The sequence below is a fragment of the Gimesia sp. genome, assembly GCF_048260065.1.
In the GTDB taxonomy this organism is placed as follows: domain Bacteria; phylum Planctomycetota; class Planctomycetia; order Planctomycetales; family Planctomycetaceae; genus Gimesia.
This window is the reverse complement of the sequence record NZ_JBLXHC010000002.1, coordinates 562,858-578,425: the sequence shown is the minus strand read 5'-3', so window position 1 is coordinate 578,425 and position 15,568 is coordinate 562,858. Positions and strand designations below refer to the sequence as shown.

Sequence of the window (15,568 nt, the reverse complement as noted above, 5' to 3'; positions counted from 1 at the left end):
GACAGAGCTTAAATGAAGAGTGATTTGGTTTTTCCGCCGTTTGTTCCGCATCGACTTTACCGCAATGCGCATCTGCAGACGATTGTCGGGCAGTTTCATTCGCGCGTGAAATCACCCTATCAGGCAGAGCAGCACAGTTGCCGCCTGCCTGATAACGATCTGCTGATTCTGCACGATGACTGTCCCGGCAACTGGCGACCGGGAGACCGGGTCGTAATTCTGCTGCATGGTCTTTCGGGCTGTCATCGCAGTTCCTACATGATCCGCCTGGCGCATAAATTGAATTCCAAAGGGGTTCGCGTCTTTCGGATGGACCTGCGCGGCTGTGGGGCAGGGACCGGACTGGCGAAATCTCCCTACCATGCCGGCAGTTTTCTTGACCTGCAGGTCGCGCTGGAACGCATCGAACAGATCTGCCCGGGTTCCCCCATCGGACTTGCCGGGTTCTCACTGGGGGGAACGATCTCGCTCAACTACCTGGGGCGGCATGCCCAGTCTTCAGATCTGGTTGATCGTGCGATCGTCCTCAATCCGCCGCTGCAACTGGCAGAAAGCGTGAGAGTGTTCGGCCAGCCTCTGTTTGGTCGATACCAGAAGCACTTCGTCACCAATCTGATCAAACACGTGCGAAAATCGCATCAGTTCAAAGAGCACACGCATAAAATCTCCGGGGTCAATTATCCCAAAAGTCTGCTGGAGTTTGACGACCAGTTTACAGCACCGCTGGCAGGCTTTGAGTCGGCGGAAGATTACTACACGCGCTGCAGCCCGACGGAAGTTCTGGCACACATTAACGTGCCCACGCTGATTATCACCTCACAGGATGACCCGCTGGTGCCTGCTTTCACGTACCAGCAGGCCATTGACGAACTGGCCCATCATGAAAAAGTCACCCTGTATCTCACCGAACACGGGGGACACCTGGGCTTCATCAGCGGAGCCACGAATGATCCGGATGCCCGCTGGTCCGACTGGCGGATTATCGACTGGATGCTGACCGAGTCCCCCGAGGGACTGGCCAGCCAGGTCCGCAGTCTGTCACGACCGCCGATAACCCAGTCTGTCTGACAGACATCACTGAATCACGGCAACTGCATTAGTGCGCCGCTGGTGGCTCGTTCTGGAAGGCACGGGCACGGAACAGGAACTCAACAATGTTCCCTTCGTGAGGCTGCAGCCAGTTCAGAGCATTGGTTTTGACAGGACCGATGTTCAAGCGATCGATTTGTGTCGCGTCGAGCAGTTGCTGGGTCCATGCCTGGTCTTCCGTAAAGACGGAGCAGACCAGGGTCGGGCCAATCTTTTTCAGCATGTCTTTCTGCTCGCACTTCACCACGGAAGCCATGGGGAACATGTACTCGGTGTTCGCCAGTGTCGCATCAGGATTGTCGCAGTGCACAATCGTCGGACGCAGGTAATCACAGCGTTCCATCTCGATCAATCGATCACCGTCACGGTATTTTGCAGTGACTTCCGTTACGCCGGACTCTTTCAGCCCCTCTTCAATCTGACCGTTCATCGCTTTCGCAGCACCAGTCATGGTGAATGCAGCCAGTGGTGCTTCGGGATCGGTCATGGAAGTCGGCCCGACCGGTCCCAGTCGTTTCGCAATCGCATCCGCGATTTCTTCTGTATGACGCGAAGCCCAGACACCGGAAGCGTTCACACAACTGCGACCGCCGTTCTGGTAGATGCTGTCGACGATCAGGTCGAGATAATCTTCCCACTGATCCACAACATCATCGCCGAGCAGAATTTTACTGAACCCGGGACCGTGCGCCTGCACGTTCGGATTTGTTTTGTATTTGTCAATCGTCTGCTGACCACCAAAAACCATCACCCGGTCACACAGCTCAGTCACCGTCGATCCCACGTCATGCGGCCCTGGATACACCGAAATACATTCTCGCGGAATGCCCGCCTGGTAGAATGCTTCGGTCATACGATAGGGTGTCCACGGTTCAGATGAGCCGGGCTTCAGTACCAGACCAATCTGCATCGGCAGAATCGGCATCCACAGCGTATGAACGCCGGGCGAGTTCGAAGGCAATACCAGACCGAGTACCGGGGAATTGGCCTGGTAACTCAGCATGACGCCTCGATCTTCTTTGCCGTAGCCCTTCGTCAGAATATCCAGGGGCAGACCGCGGGTCAGGGCAGCGAGAATTTCTTCCATGTGCTCCAGTACGAAAGCAACCTTCTTCATGTTGCTGGCACACATCCACTCAGGCATCCCGGTACTGGCGGACTGAATCCGGCAGAATTCTTCGGGGGTCTGTGTTCCGTTACCCAGCGGGAGTTCAGCCGTCATGTAGAGTTCGGCGGCTTTTTTACAGATCTCCAGCAGTTTGGAGACGGGAATCTCCCGCAGCAGATCGCGGGCCCGCTGTGCTTTCCGCATGTCCATTTTCACGAGGCCCGCATTGGCCTGGTGCACTTTGGCTAAAGGCTCGCCCGTTTCAAAATGAACGACTTCCTGTTGATCGAAACTTTCGTAAGGTTTTCCCCAGCGAAGTACAGGTATTTCCAACACGGCAGTATTCCTTTATGAATGGAATGGGAATCAGTGAACGACTCCACATCCAGGCAGAGAGATCAGATCTATAGTCAAAGCACACACGAATCGAACGTCAGAAAACCATGCCGACAGACAATTTCGCTGAGCATACGTGGTTTAATAAACGCCGACCGTCGTCGATGAGGCAATCTTATGGAACGGACGCACGCCACTCACACCATCCCAGGGGTATTTGACGTGTGGCTTTTCGCGTTCGCCTTCATCCCGTTCCAGGAAGCCGGGAATGAACAGTTCTTTGGTCATTGTGAACAGCTTGACGCGTCCGGTTTCGCCGTAAGGCACAACCTTGGTGTGGTCATCAAAATCAACAACACGAATTGCCGCGCGAGGCTGTGGCGCGTAGTAGGTAATTTTATATTCGTCAGCCGGATCGAACGGTTTACCACAGGCCAGCCCCATCAGTGTATTACCGTAGGTCGGAGTGATGTAAACGTTCTCGCCCAGCAGTTCTTCACGGGCGAAGCGGTACCACTGCTGCGTGAATTCGGTTCCGCCACAGAAGATCCCGGTGATGCCGGCTTCTTCAATGCTCGAACCTTCATCCATCAGCCGCATGGCCAGTGCTTCGAGCAACTTCGGTGTGGTAAACATACATTTGATGTCATGACCGGCCCCCAAGATCGCCATTGCCTGGTCGATCACATGGTTACTGTATTCTTTGACTTCGTCGATCTTGCCTTTTTTGATCAGCTTGACGACCCAGCGGGGATCGAGGTCGACGCAGAAGGAAATCCCGCCACGATATTGAGCCATATGTTCCACAGCCAGTCGCAGACGACGCGGACCAGAAGGACCAAGCATCAGCCAGTTGGAACCTTTGGGGAACGATTCATCGGGCAGGGTATCGCTGAAGTTTTCGTAGTCGATACGGAAGTCGTCGATCACAACGCGCGACTTGGGAATCCCCGTTGTTCCGCCGGTCTCGAAGACGTAGGTCGGTTTGCCCAGCAAGGCTTTGGGAATCCAGCGATCCAGGGGACCGCCGCGCAGTTCGTCATCTTCGAACAGCGGGAATTTGTTCAGATCTTCGAAGCAGTTGACATCGGTCAGCGGATCGAAGTCGAGCGTTTTGGCTTTTTCCAGCCAGTATGGGGAACCGGTTTCCGGGTTGAAGTGCCACTGAACGTGCTCACGGGTATGAGCATCGAGTGCTTCCTGGTTCTGTTTTACCAATTCGTCAAGATTACTGTTGTCGGTCACTGTGAGACTCACTCCAAACAGGGAAGGAATAGTGGCGGGGAAAAAGCATGTTTGCGTGGAAACATGTACTCAAACGCTTATGAATCATTCTAGGAGTTTCGGATGTTTTTTCAACTAAGGCGCGCGCTGCCAGTTTGAGATCCCTGACAATCTCTGCCCCGGCGTTTTCCTGCCAACTTGAGCGAAATCAGACCAAATGAAAACCAAATCGAGAGTTTTTCGCAGGAATCAGACGTAATCTGCATTTTGGGCAGATCAGGCATTCCGGATCCATCAGTCATATCAGACACGATGCACGTGTTCCGGGAAGAAAATAGCCGCTTTCGCCGGCAATCAGCGTCCCCAGATTGACAGTAGTATAGAGAATGGTAAAATTAGGTATTCAAAATAAATTACTCCTTTTCTGTCCGGCTCCTCGTTTTCTGCGAGACACTCATGGATTTTACCGAAACGTACTTTCGTAGATTTCGAATGGAAATCGAGCTGGCCCACGCACGACTGGAAGACACGACACTTCCCGAAGGTTACCGCTGGTGCCCCTGGGAACTGACCACCGCCGATCGTCACGCCGTCGCCAAGTACCACAGCTTCCGCTCTGAACTGGATGCCCGCGTGTTTCCCTGTCTGGGCGATATCGAGGGCTGCCGCAAGCTGATGCAGGATATCTCGCGTCAACGCAACTTCCTGCCTTCCGGCACCTGGCTGATTACCTGGGACGGAACCGGCAACGAAGACGCCGTCGACTGTGGCACCATTCAGGCCATCGTTCCCAGCCGCATCATGGGTGCCATCCAGAACGTCGGCATCACTCCCGAGCATCGTGGCTTAGGACTGGGCAGGGCACTGGTCACCAAATGCCTGATCGGTTTCCGTGAAGCCAAGGTCAAACGGGCTTACCTCGAAGTCACCGCCGACAACGAGCCGGCCATCAACCTCTACCGCTCCATCGGTTTCAGACTCACGCGGACACTCTATAAACCGAGTCACTACGTGGAAGCCCCCTCTCTGTAAGAGGACGCTTCAATCAGGATCAGTCTCACGCAGCGCGGAATTTTTGCTCCAGCTTACCCTTTGACCAAAAACGGCCCCTGGTTCGCTTTCTGGTACAGCTCTTTCCATTCTTTGGAACCATCGTTGGGAACCAGGCGTGTATCGACGCCGCGTTCGAAGAAGGGCACATTGCCATCCCGGGCCGGGTTGAGTACGAAATTCACTTCCCCTGTATTGCCGAAATACATCTTCCGTCCGTCTTTCCAGGTCGTTTCGATCAGACGCGGCGGCTCCGGACGCGAGGCCGGTTTTTTGACGCGAAGCTTTTCCACCAGATCACGATTCAGTTCAAAACCCAGCCCCGGCTTCTGTGGAATTTTGGCGAATCCTTCTTTCACGATAATCGGTTCGGTCAACAGATTGTCCTGATAGAGTTGATGACAATTCACCGCCGGCCAGGTCGCATGACTCAACACCGCGCCAAAGTGCAGTGAGAAGGCAGCGGTAATACCTGTACCGACCAGTTGCAACCAGAACGGCTTATTCGCCATCGCAGCGACCGCGCCGGACGCCATCAGCTCACGCGCACCGTGTCCGATCACGAAGCCATCGCAGATGTTTTCGCGAATCGCAATCAGAGGCTCGGGAGTCCCATAGTGCATGGCGATATTCACATCGGTGGCCGCCATCAGTTTTTTATTTCCCTCCACATCATCCTGAAAGATCGGCGACTCAAAAATATCGACCTGGGGGAACTTCGCCAGGTCTTTCAGAATCGGAATCGCACGCTCGGCGTCGAGCAGTGTATCGTTGAAGTCCATGTCGATTTTGAAATTTTCGGGCACGACTTTGCTCGCCTCTTCGACCTGTGCCCAGACATCAAACCAGGGGCGACCTTTCGTTTTGTAAGACATGTAGCCCTGCTTATAAGCCTCGGCACATTCCAGCGCCATATCTTCGACAGTCGTATCGATGTTCCACCAGGAGAGCGGCGTCTTTTCGTGAACCTGTTTGCCCAGCAGCGCATGCACGGGCACCTCGGCGGCTTTCGCGACCGCATCGAACAGCGCCATCTGCAGACCGGCCCCCAGATCGTCATCCCACATCAGCGCTGCGGCATTCTTCCCCTGCGCCCGCTGTACGGCTTCGTCGGAAGTCGCATTCCAGGTGTAATACAGCAGTGTCTCTCCAAAGCCGACATGCCCCGACTTCAACTGCACTTCGACAATTTCGGTATACTGCCAGTGCGGTAGTTCGCGTGCCATGTTCCGGGCGGGCACTTCGCGATAAGGAACCTTCACCGTGGTCCGCTCGATGCGTTCGATCTGTAAATGTTTGGGTGACGCTTTCTTTTCGGCAGCCTGCACTGAGTTGGAAATCATAGCCAGTATTCCTGTCCCTGCGACTCCGGCAAAACTGGCTCCCAGGAACCTTCTGCGGGAGATATGTTTTGTCGGTCTTGTCTGATTCTGCGTTCGCACCTGGTGATTCCTTTAGCCGGGAGGATTGATTCGGGAGGGATCTCATAAGCGGCACCGGGAACGTCTCCAGAACCAGCTCCCTCCATCTTAACATCAACAACCCCCTATACGTCCAGCGCCTGACGCTTTTTTCTGGCATTTCTCTAGAGGCCAGAAGATCGCAAAAACCACGTCTACCTGCCGTTTCAGGTCCGAGAAGACACTAGGAATTCAGTAGCCAAATCGCTAAGATCGCCCAAGTATTTTAAGGAAACATCTGACCGCAGTGCGGCGACCGTCGGCTTTTCTCACTCGAGACACCAGGCGATGCTCCCTCTGCTCATCTAATCTCTTTCGTCTTCATCCAATCAGGAAGGTTGCAACCCGTATGGGCAAACAACTGATTCAAACCCATCAGTTTTCAAACGGACTGACGCTGGTCGCTGAAACCATGGACGATGTCCAGTCGGCGGCGTTCTCCATTCTGGTTCCCAGCGGCAGTATTTACGATCCCCCTGACAAACGCGGCACCGCCAGCATCCTGTCTGAACTGATCACCCGCGGGGCCGGCCCGTATGACAGCCAGCAGCTCTCGTGTGCCCTCGACGATCTGGGCGTTCAGAGGCACGAAGGCATCACCAGTGCCCACATCACCTTCAGCGGGGCAACCCTCGCCGGCAACCTCGCGGAAACACTCAAGATCTACGGCGAGATCCTCAAGCAGCCGCATCTGCCCGAAAACCAGTTCGACGCGGCCCGTGCCGGCGTCGCCCAGGCACTGCTGTCGGTTGAAGACGATGCCCGGCAGAAAGCACTCGTCGAACTCAAGCGGCACTCCTTTCCCGCACCCTGGGGATTGCCCAGTGATGGAGAACTGGAGCACCTGCAGTTCATCACCATCGACGATGTCCGCACACTCTACGAAAACTGTTTCCATCCCAACGAAACCATTATCGGCGTCGCCGGCAATGTCGACTTCGAACAGGTCAAGCAGGTCATCGAAGAACTGTTCGGCGACTGGAAGACCAGCAGCCTCAGTGAAGAACCCGCGATGGTCTTCTCTGAAGAGAACCGGTTCTTCACCGAGCAGGAGACCACGCAGACGCACCTGGGCATCGCTTACGACGCCGTCCCGTATGGCCATCCCGACTATTACGCCGCCTGGGCCGCCGTCGGCATCCTGAGCGGGGGCATGAGCGCTCGACTGTTTACCGAGGTCCGCGAGAAACGCGGGCTCTGCTACACCGTCTCCGCCTCGCTGACCGGCATGCCGGGACTGGGGCGGGTCCTCTGTTATGCAGGCACGACCTCCGAACGGGCCCAGGAAACGCTCGACGTCACGCTGCACGAACTCATGCGGCTGGGTGACGGCATTGAAGAATCCGAACTCGAACGCTGTAAAGCGCGGGCCAAAAGCTCGCTGATCATGTCGCAGGAATCAACGTCGTCCCGCGCCAGCTCGATTGCCCGCGACTGGTTCTATCTCAAACGCATTACCACACTCGACCAGATTAACGACGAAATTCAGCAGCTGACCACCGACCGTGTGTTGAATTACATCCACGCGCACCCCGCCGCGAATTTCACCGTCTTAACGATCGGCCCCCAACCATTAGAGGTTCCCAGTGATATTTCATAAAGCACAATTAGACAACGGCCTGCAGATCATCGCCGAGCTGAATCCCAACGCACACAGCGTCGCCATCGGCTACTTCGTCCGCACCGGTTCCCGCGATGAGACCGACGCGGTGTCCGGCGTGAGCCACTTCCTCGAACACATGGCGTTCAAAGGAAACGAAAAATACTCCGCTGACGATGTGAACCGCATCTTCGATGAGATCGGCGCGAACTACAACGCCTCCACCAGTGAAGAGATCACCCTGTATTACGGCTCGTTTCTGCCTGAATACGTGGAGACCGCGATGGAGCTGCTCTCCACGCTGATCTACCCGACACTGCGTCAGGAAGATTTCGACATCGAGAAGAAGGTGATCCTGGAAGAGATCGGCATGTACGACGATCTGCACAGCTTCACCGCGTATGAAAAAGTGATGCAGGCCCACTTCCAGGGGCATCCGCTGGGGCGGAGCATTCTCGGTTCGGTGCAGTCCATCACCGATCTGACGGCCGAACAGATGCGCGAATACCATGCGAAGCAGTACATGGCGGGCAACCTGACGCTGGCGATTGCCGGCAATGCCGACTGGGACCAGATCCTGCAGCTGGCCCACCAGTTCTGCGACCACTGGCCCGCGGGCAAGAGCAACCGCCCGATCGACGAAGCGCAGCCTCAACAGGGGACGCAGACGATCATCGAGAAAAACATCCAGCAGCAGCACATCATGGAACTGGGTCCCGCTCCCGCGGCGCAGGACACTCTGCGTCTGCCGGCAGAAGTGCTGTCGGTGGTGATCGGCGACGATTCCAACAGCCGCCTGTACTGGAAGCTGGTCGACACGGGCCTGGCCGAATCCGCCGAGATCGGCTTCAACGAATACGACGGCAGCGGCACCTGGTTGACCTACCTCTGCTGCGACCCGGAGCTGACTGAAGACAACCGGATTCTGATCCAGCAGGTCTTCGACGATGTGAACCAGAACGGCATCACCCAGGAAGAGCTGGACCGCGCCCGCAACAAAATCGCCTCGCGCCTGGTATTAAGAAGCGAACGCCCGATGGGCCGCCTGTCATCCCTCGGCGGCAACTGGGTCTACCGTGGCGAATACTTTTCGGTCGCCGACGACCTGAAACTCCTCAACAACATCACCCTGGCCGACATCCAGAAACTACTGAAAAAATACCCGCTGGGACATAGTACGACAGCGGCGGTGGGGCCGCTGACGAGTGTGGTGGAGTAGGGGGGTAAACAAACCAACTATTATAAAAAACGGCAGGCCTTTGTGCCTGCCGTTTTTTATTAATAACTTTGGAAATGTGAATTGTATTTATTTTATTTACAACAACACTCTTTTCCAGACAATTAATTACATACTCATAATACAAAACAGGCAGCTGTCAAGATATTAAGGAACGAACTGTGGCCAATCCTGAACATGTAAAAATAGTGAAAGATGGTGCTGATTCATTAAAGAAATGGAAAGAAGCTAACCCCGAATCATCTCTTGATCTTGTAGGGGCTGATTTTAAGAATGCCAGATTAGAAGGAATTGACCTGAGTGGAACTCAACTTCGTCGCGTTAATTTTAGCAACGCCGATATTAGAAAAGTAATTCTCACAAACGCTTCTATGCGGGGTGCTAATTTTGCCAATGCTAAAATATTTCAAGCGGATTTAAGTAAGTCAGATTTATCAGAAAGTAATCTTACAAGCGTCAATATTCATGAGTCAAATTTAAGTAAAGCTGATCTTAACAATGCATGTCTCATAGAAGCGGAAATAACAAATTCAGATTTAAGATATGCTTCCTTAAGGAGTGCAAACCTGCAGCATTCAGATCTTTCATTGACTGACATGCAAGAAGCTGATTTAAGATCAGCTAATATCTCATATTCCAAGTTAGTTGGATCAAATTTATGTCAAAGTAAGCTAGAAAAGACTAATTTAGAACAATCTGACTTAAGTAAAGCAAATCTGATAGGTACTCTGCTTACTCACACAATATTAAACGAAGCAATATTTATAGATGCTAACTTAAACAGCGCTAATTTTAGTTCAATGAATTTACAGACAGTAGATTTTAGTCGATCAGATTTGCGCAATACCAAATTTCATGCTGCGAATCTAGAAGAAGCAAATTTTTCTGAAGTAGATCTTACTGAGTCAAAACTAACTAACTGCAATCTAAAAAACACAAAATTCAATAAATCAGATTTAATTAAAGCTGATTTAAGTAATGCTGACTTAATGAATTCAGAAATCATCCAAGCGAATCTTACTGATGCCACTTTGACAAATACAATTTTAGTAAATTCCATTTTGAACGAATCTAATTTGACCAACTCTAATTTAAACAATGCGAATTTGTCTGAATCCAAATTAATAGGCGTCACATTGAACCATTCAAATCTAATTAATACAAAACTCGAAAAAGCGATTCTGAATGGATCATCCTTATTAGACTCTAACATATCAAAATCTAACCTTAATAAATCCAGCTTAATTAGATGTAATTTAAATCACGCTAATTTTTCTGAAAGCACTTTCCATCAAGCGGATTTGAACTCTGCGAGTATGATAGGAGCCAACCTAGAACACACAGATTTTACACAAGCAAAAATGAATGATGCCGATCTTTATGCAGCAGACTTAAGGGCCACCAACTTTACTTTATGTGAAATGAATTCAGTAAACTTGCTAAACACAAAGGTCAATGAATCTACAAAATTCTCTAATGTTAATGATATCATAAATGGCCAAATCAAACGTTATACTCTTGCCTGTTTAGGGAAAGACACAGGAGGATTGACTGAAGGCAACTTGATGACCATGGATATACACGATGATGTCGCAACATTACGTTCCGAATTTAGCGGGATATGGGCTTTATTACATTTTATTGCAATAGTATTTTTTCTTACCCCGTATATCTGGTTTATAATTCAACATCGTATCGAAGCGAGTTTCACTAAGATTGACCAAGAAAACTCTATGACTTTACTGACTGCACTTGGTCGATATATCTACAACGGCGGTGTCAATTGGAGAACTGGTTGGGATTTTAATATCTTTTCCTTCTTTCCGTTTATCGTATTCTTAATTTACAACGTCATTCGAATATTCTTGTTATATAAAACTAAGACACTAGAGACGAAACAAGAAGTATCAAATTTACCTGCGATGTTTTCGTTTGAAGAAGAACCATTTTGGTCTTGGATGCTCAAAGCTGCCAAAATTGGAGTATTTATCTATTTAACCTTTGCTATTATTAATGCAATCTATTTCTTACAGATGAGAATCCCAATTGAACAATTATAATAATTTAGTTTTAGTTTTTCGTCGACAAGGAATAAAAGATAAATAGTAATGTGTGTAATAAGACTATCAGGCCCATACAAAGAACTTTCATCTTCAATAGTCAACACATTCGCCGAGTTCACAGAAGCCATTTCAACACGAAAAGATCGTGAGAGCGGGCGTACGACAGAACTGGATCAATCAACATTCAATTGCACAGTAAGCAACGCGAATGGTGAATGTGTTCCTGCTCAGATCTCTGATGCCATTAGTTTTCTCACGAGACATCGGGATGACATCAAAGAATTGCGCTCACGAAGTGGTGTAGAACAAGCCATACTCGACTTTGCCTGGGATTTCCCTCGAGACAGCACAGGGCAATATAACCGGTTACCACTGATGCTGCTTGAGTTGTGTGCCGAGTTATGCCTGGAAATCAAGGTTTCGGTATATGGTGTAGCTTCTTCACAACCTTGAATAAACTACAACTCTGAAGACGATCTTTAATACTGCACCAAGGACACGAAAGAAATGTGTCTGGCTATTCCCGTTTTTCCGGCAGCAACTCAACTGGAATCTCATTTACCAGTTTCTGGGCTTTGATCTGCTGTAGACGCTTTAACTCGGCCTGGACGTCGTGGCCCAGTTGCTGGCGGCGTTTGAGGATCTGAATCTCCAGGGGGAGGATATTCACGAAGTAACTCTCCGCGTCGGCAGCACCGATCTTCTTTTCTTCCGCGAGCAACCATTTCAGACATTTGATCTGCTGCTCCGTGTAGGACAGACTCTGATTCGCGATCAGCCATTTCTTCAGACCGCCGGCTTCGTCAAAGGCTGTCCCCTTCCAGTAAGGCTTGGGGTGCGACTTTCCGTCCCGCCCGATCCGGGAATAGCCGTACCGGGAATAATCTTTGGGACGGTCCTCCAGTTGGGTCAGCATATTCCAGTAGCAGGCATCGCCGACTGCATGTTCGAGGTAATGATTGCGAAAATGGATCGAAGGACGTTTGTCGTCCAGATGCTCCACTAACGCCGGGAAAGCCAGCTCTTTGTAGCGGAACAGCTTTGCATAGGCGTCGTAGCAGCGGTCACACTGTTTTTCTACCGCCTTCTCATCCTTGGGATCGATACTCTCATCGAATACCAGTTGCTCGATCAGGGCGCGAATCTGTTTTTCCTGCTGCGGCGTTGCTTTCGCTTTTTTCTGCCGAACGGTGGCTGCCTGCTGCTGGACGGATTGCGACGGAACCGATTGACTGCTCACCGCCTGCCGTTCTTCGGGAGGGGCCGCCGTCGCCTGGCTTACAACGAACGGGCATTGCGTTACACAAAGCAGACAGACTGCCAGCAGCAGGGCACAGGAGTGTTTCATAATTCGGATCTCCATTTCATAAATGAGCTGTTGCAATCCATCATAAAAGTTCTCTGAACGACAGTCCAGAGGAAGCAGCATCCCCGCGTACGCCTGCAAACTGAGATCCCTGCCGCTATCCTTCTGCGGGCATGCTCAGAAAGTGTTCTCTCTTCAGGGGTTCTCTCTTCAGTGGGTCCCTTTTTATGCTGGACTCATCTTGGTAATCCTATTATCTTTGTCGTGAACAGATATACTATTACGGATTACCATCTTCAACCCTTTCTCAACTGGCCTGTCACGTTACCCGGGCAGGGTCGTGAAGACGTCTACGATCGCCGACCGACCTGATCAGCGAACGACCGGAGAGAAATCGTGAAACTGACGGACGGACGTAAATCCAGATGAGACCACATCTGCGAAACAGCCTGATTCTGTGCGTATTGACTCTCATCGTGTACGCGCAAACTTTTTCGTTCGGGTTCGTGACGATTGATGATCCGTCCTGGATTGTCAATAATGCATACGTCAATTCAGGCGTCAATTCCACGAACGTGCGCTGGGCGTTCAGTTTCAACACCGTCGATGCGCTCTCCAACTGGATGCCGCTGACGTTTCTCTCTTTGATGGTCGATGCCCAGATTTTCGGAATGGGAGGAGGCGGATTTCATCTGACGAACGTCCTGCTGCATTGTGCCAGTGTCCTCTTGTTGTATGCGGCTCTCGTGCAACTGACGGGTGCGACCACCAAATCTGCGATCGTGGCCGCGCTGTTTGCCGTGCATCCTCTGCATGTGGAATCGGTCGCCTGGGTGACCGAACGCAAAGATGTCTTGAACCTCTGCTTCGGGCATGCAGCGATCTGGGCCTACGTGCTGTATGCGACTGGCGCGCAGAAGAAATATTATCTGGCGTCCGTCGCTTTGTTTCTATGCAGTCTGCTCTCCAAGCAGACCCTGGTCACGCTCCCGTTCCTGTTACTGCTGCTGGATTACTGGCCCTTATATCGCACCTCGGCCCTGGCGAACCCTCTTGCTGCAGCTGCAGACGAGGGACCAGCCGGGTCTGTTCCCTGGCGTCGGCTGATCATCGAGAAAATCCCGTTCCTGATACTGACGATTCTATTCTGCGGGCTGGCCCTGTATTCACAGACAAACCCGATGGAGTTCGCGGGGCAGTTTTCGCTCCCTTATCGCATGCTGAACGCGGTCACCGCTTACACGGAATACGTGGGGAAGACGTTCTGGCCGACGGGGCTGACCCTGTTCTATCCGCACCGCACGATCTCTCCGCTCGCGGGCATTCTGGCCTCCGGGTTCCTGCTGCTGGTGAGCGTGATGGCGTTCGTGTGGCGTCGGCGCAGACCGTATGTCTTCACGGGCTGGTTCTGGTTTCTGGGAACGCTGGTTCCGGTCATCGGTCTGGTCCAGATCGGTATGCAGCGCATGGCCGATCGGTATACCTATCTGCCTCTGACCGGGATTTTTCTGCTCGTCGTCTGGCTGGTGGATGACCTGGTGCGGGAAAGTACGCTGCGGAAGCTGGTGCTGCCGTTGATCACGGCGCTCTCGATCCTGCTGCTGACACTCACTGCATTTCAGCAGACGGCACTCTGGGGCGATAATGTGGCGCTCTACTCACATGGACTGGCGGTGACGGAAGAGAATGGCAGGATGCACCAGATGCTGGCCGTGGCATTATGGGAGCGGAAAGAGATGCAGGCCGCATTAAAGCAGTTTGAAGAGAGTGCCCGGTTGATGCCTCAAAATCACACGGTCTTTATGAACTGGGGAAGGCTGCTGCGCGAGCTGGGTCAGCCTGATGAAGCCGTCGAGAAACTGACGCGTTCGATTGAACTCAACCCGCGCAATGCCCCCGCTTATTTTACGCTGGGCAGAATCTGGGAAAGCCGAGGGCGTCTGGACAAAGCCCGCGAGATGTATGAAACCACGCTGGCCCAGGATCCGAATTTCGACAGCGCCTGGTATAACCTGGGACTCCTGCAGTTGAAAGAGGGACGGCAGCCGGAAGCGATTGCTGCTTTTCAGCGGGCCCTGTCGATCAATCCACGACATGCTTCCGCACACAATAATCTGGGTGTGATTTATCTGTATCAGCAGAATTTCGGTCAGGCGAAAAACCATTTTGAAGCAGCACTTCGCATCGACCCGAAACTCAAGCAGGCAAAACAGGGCCTCGATTTTATCAACGCACAGTTAAACGGTTCCCGATGAGGGACCGTCGGGAGATGCAGGAAAATAGAACTCGGCGGAATGCCGCTCTTTAATCTCCTGATTTTCCCACAAACACATATTCCACCGGCTGGCCGGCTTCGTAGATGGTCAGATAAACGGCGTGCCAGTGTTCGCAGTGATCATGCAGCAGGCCGGTCTGGTCGGCGGACTCGATCATGGCCCGGGTGGGTTGAAGGGTGCCGAACAGGGTTTGCAGCTGGTCCTCGCTGAGCGGGGTCGCGGCGCCTGGTTGCGGGGTGGGGGAGATGCAGTGGATGTCGAGGATGGAATGTGTGCCCGCCTCCGCGGAGAGTTCGAGAGCCGCTTCAATCGATTCGGGGGCAGGGGAGCCGTCGGTATCGAGCACTTCCCGAGCGGCGAAGACGAAACCTTTCTGGTCGATCTGTTCGATCATTCTGCCGACGTCGCGGGTCTGCTTCTCGGACTCGGTCGTATCAAAGCCCATGCCTTTGAGTGCCTGATCCAGTTCCTGGCTGATTTTGAGCAGTTTCTGCAGATCGCTGGTCGGCGGTGCCGACTTCTGCAGCGTGGCAGCGTCAGTTCCTTCCAGCAGATCGCCGGGCAGCGTGAACTCGCGGCGGTCAAATACCATTTGACGCAGTTGCTGCAGGCTGAAATCCACATCATGAGTATACGTACAATAATAAAGCCAGCCTGTCGCTGCCATGTGCTTCTCCGTGTCTATTACAGGCCCATGCACGAAATTTACACCTGCATCAAAAATACACATCTGCAAATCGGATTACAAGCACTGATTTCATAGCACAACAAAAATAGAGAATTTATTTGCTACCACGAAAATCACGAACGAGCACGAAA

General features: G+C 52.1%; 11 protein-coding genes. 6 read left to right on the top strand and 5 right to left on the bottom strand.

Features of this window, described 5'->3' with window-relative positions; all coding sequences use genetic code 11:
• The first annotated feature begins 12 nt into the window (after positions 1-12).
• Complete coding sequence (locus ACN0YN_RS05320; RefSeq protein WP_417383953.1) at positions 13-1,068, top strand: YheT family hydrolase; 1,056 nt, start codon at positions 13-15, stop codon at positions 1,066-1,068.
• A 28-nt stretch (positions 1,069-1,096) separates the two neighbouring features.
• Here the strand turns inward: ACN0YN_RS05320 and ACN0YN_RS05315 are convergent, their stop codons facing one another.
• Both ACN0YN_RS05315 and ACN0YN_RS05310 read right to left on the bottom strand, forming a co-directional pair.
• Entirely contained in the window at positions 1,097-2,533 is a 1,437-nt protein-coding gene (locus ACN0YN_RS05315; RefSeq protein WP_417383952.1) for an aldehyde dehydrogenase family protein, read from the bottom strand.
• A gap of 141 nt (positions 2,534-2,674) precedes the next feature.
• Positions 2,675-3,778 carry a hypothetical protein gene (locus ACN0YN_RS05310; RefSeq protein WP_417383951.1) on the bottom strand — a complete coding sequence of 368 codons (1,104 nt, stop codon included), beginning with the start codon at positions 3,776-3,778 and terminating at the stop codon, positions 2,675-2,677.
• A gap of 471 nt (positions 3,779-4,249) precedes the next feature.
• Between ACN0YN_RS05310 and ACN0YN_RS05305 the strand changes: the two genes are divergently transcribed.
• Positions 4,250-4,789, top strand: a complete 540-nt coding sequence (locus tag ACN0YN_RS05305; protein WP_417383950.1) for a GNAT family N-acetyltransferase — start codon at positions 4,250-4,252, stop codon at positions 4,787-4,789.
• Positions 4,790-4,842: 53 nt separating this feature from the next.
• Here ACN0YN_RS05305 and ACN0YN_RS05300 read toward each other — a convergent pair whose 3' ends face one another.
• On the bottom strand, positions 4,843-6,150 hold the full coding sequence (locus ACN0YN_RS05300; RefSeq protein WP_417383949.1) for a mandelate racemase/muconate lactonizing enzyme family protein: 1,308 nt from the start codon (positions 6,148-6,150) through the stop codon (positions 4,843-4,845).
• A gap of 466 nt (positions 6,151-6,616) precedes the next feature.
• On the opposite strand from ACN0YN_RS05300, the gene ACN0YN_RS05295 reads away from it, so the two are divergent.
• From ACN0YN_RS05295 to ACN0YN_RS05285, 3 genes are all read left to right on the top strand, one after another.
• The gene (locus ACN0YN_RS05295; RefSeq protein ID WP_417383948.1) at positions 6,617-7,867 is read left to right on the top strand and encodes a M16 family metallopeptidase; all 1,251 of its coding nucleotides are present in this window, start codon (positions 6,617-6,619) and stop codon (positions 7,865-7,867) included.
• Complete coding sequence (locus tag ACN0YN_RS05290; RefSeq protein WP_417383947.1) at positions 7,854-9,086, top strand: M16 family metallopeptidase; 1,233 nt, start codon at positions 7,854-7,856, stop codon at positions 9,084-9,086. The genes ACN0YN_RS05295 and ACN0YN_RS05290 overlap by 14 nt, the downstream gene beginning before the upstream one ends.
• A 179-nt stretch (positions 9,087-9,265) precedes the next feature.
• Positions 9,266-11,164, top strand: coding sequence for a pentapeptide repeat-containing protein (locus tag ACN0YN_RS05285; RefSeq protein WP_417383946.1), 1,899 nt, complete (start codon positions 9,266-9,268; stop codon positions 11,162-11,164).
• Positions 11,165-11,684: 520 nt separating this feature from the next.
• Here ACN0YN_RS05285 and ACN0YN_RS05280 read toward each other — a convergent pair.
• On the bottom strand, positions 11,685-12,515 hold the full coding sequence (locus tag ACN0YN_RS05280) for a hypothetical protein (protein WP_417383945.1): 831 nt from the start codon (positions 12,513-12,515) through the stop codon (positions 11,685-11,687).
• Positions 12,516-12,898: 383 nt separating this feature from the next.
• Here ACN0YN_RS05280 and ACN0YN_RS05275 point away from each other — a divergent pair, with 383 nt between their 5' ends.
• A complete protein-coding gene (locus ACN0YN_RS05275) occupies positions 12,899-14,728 on the top strand; it encodes a tetratricopeptide repeat protein (RefSeq protein ID WP_417383944.1) in 1,830 nt (609 codons plus the stop codon).
• A gap of 49 nt (positions 14,729-14,777) precedes the next feature.
• Here ACN0YN_RS05275 and ACN0YN_RS05270 read toward each other — a convergent pair whose 3' ends face one another.
• On the bottom strand, positions 14,778-15,416 hold the full coding sequence (locus ACN0YN_RS05270) for a hypothetical protein (RefSeq protein ID WP_417383943.1): 639 nt from the start codon (positions 15,414-15,416) through the stop codon (positions 14,778-14,780).
• Positions 15,417-15,568 lie beyond the last annotated feature (152 nt).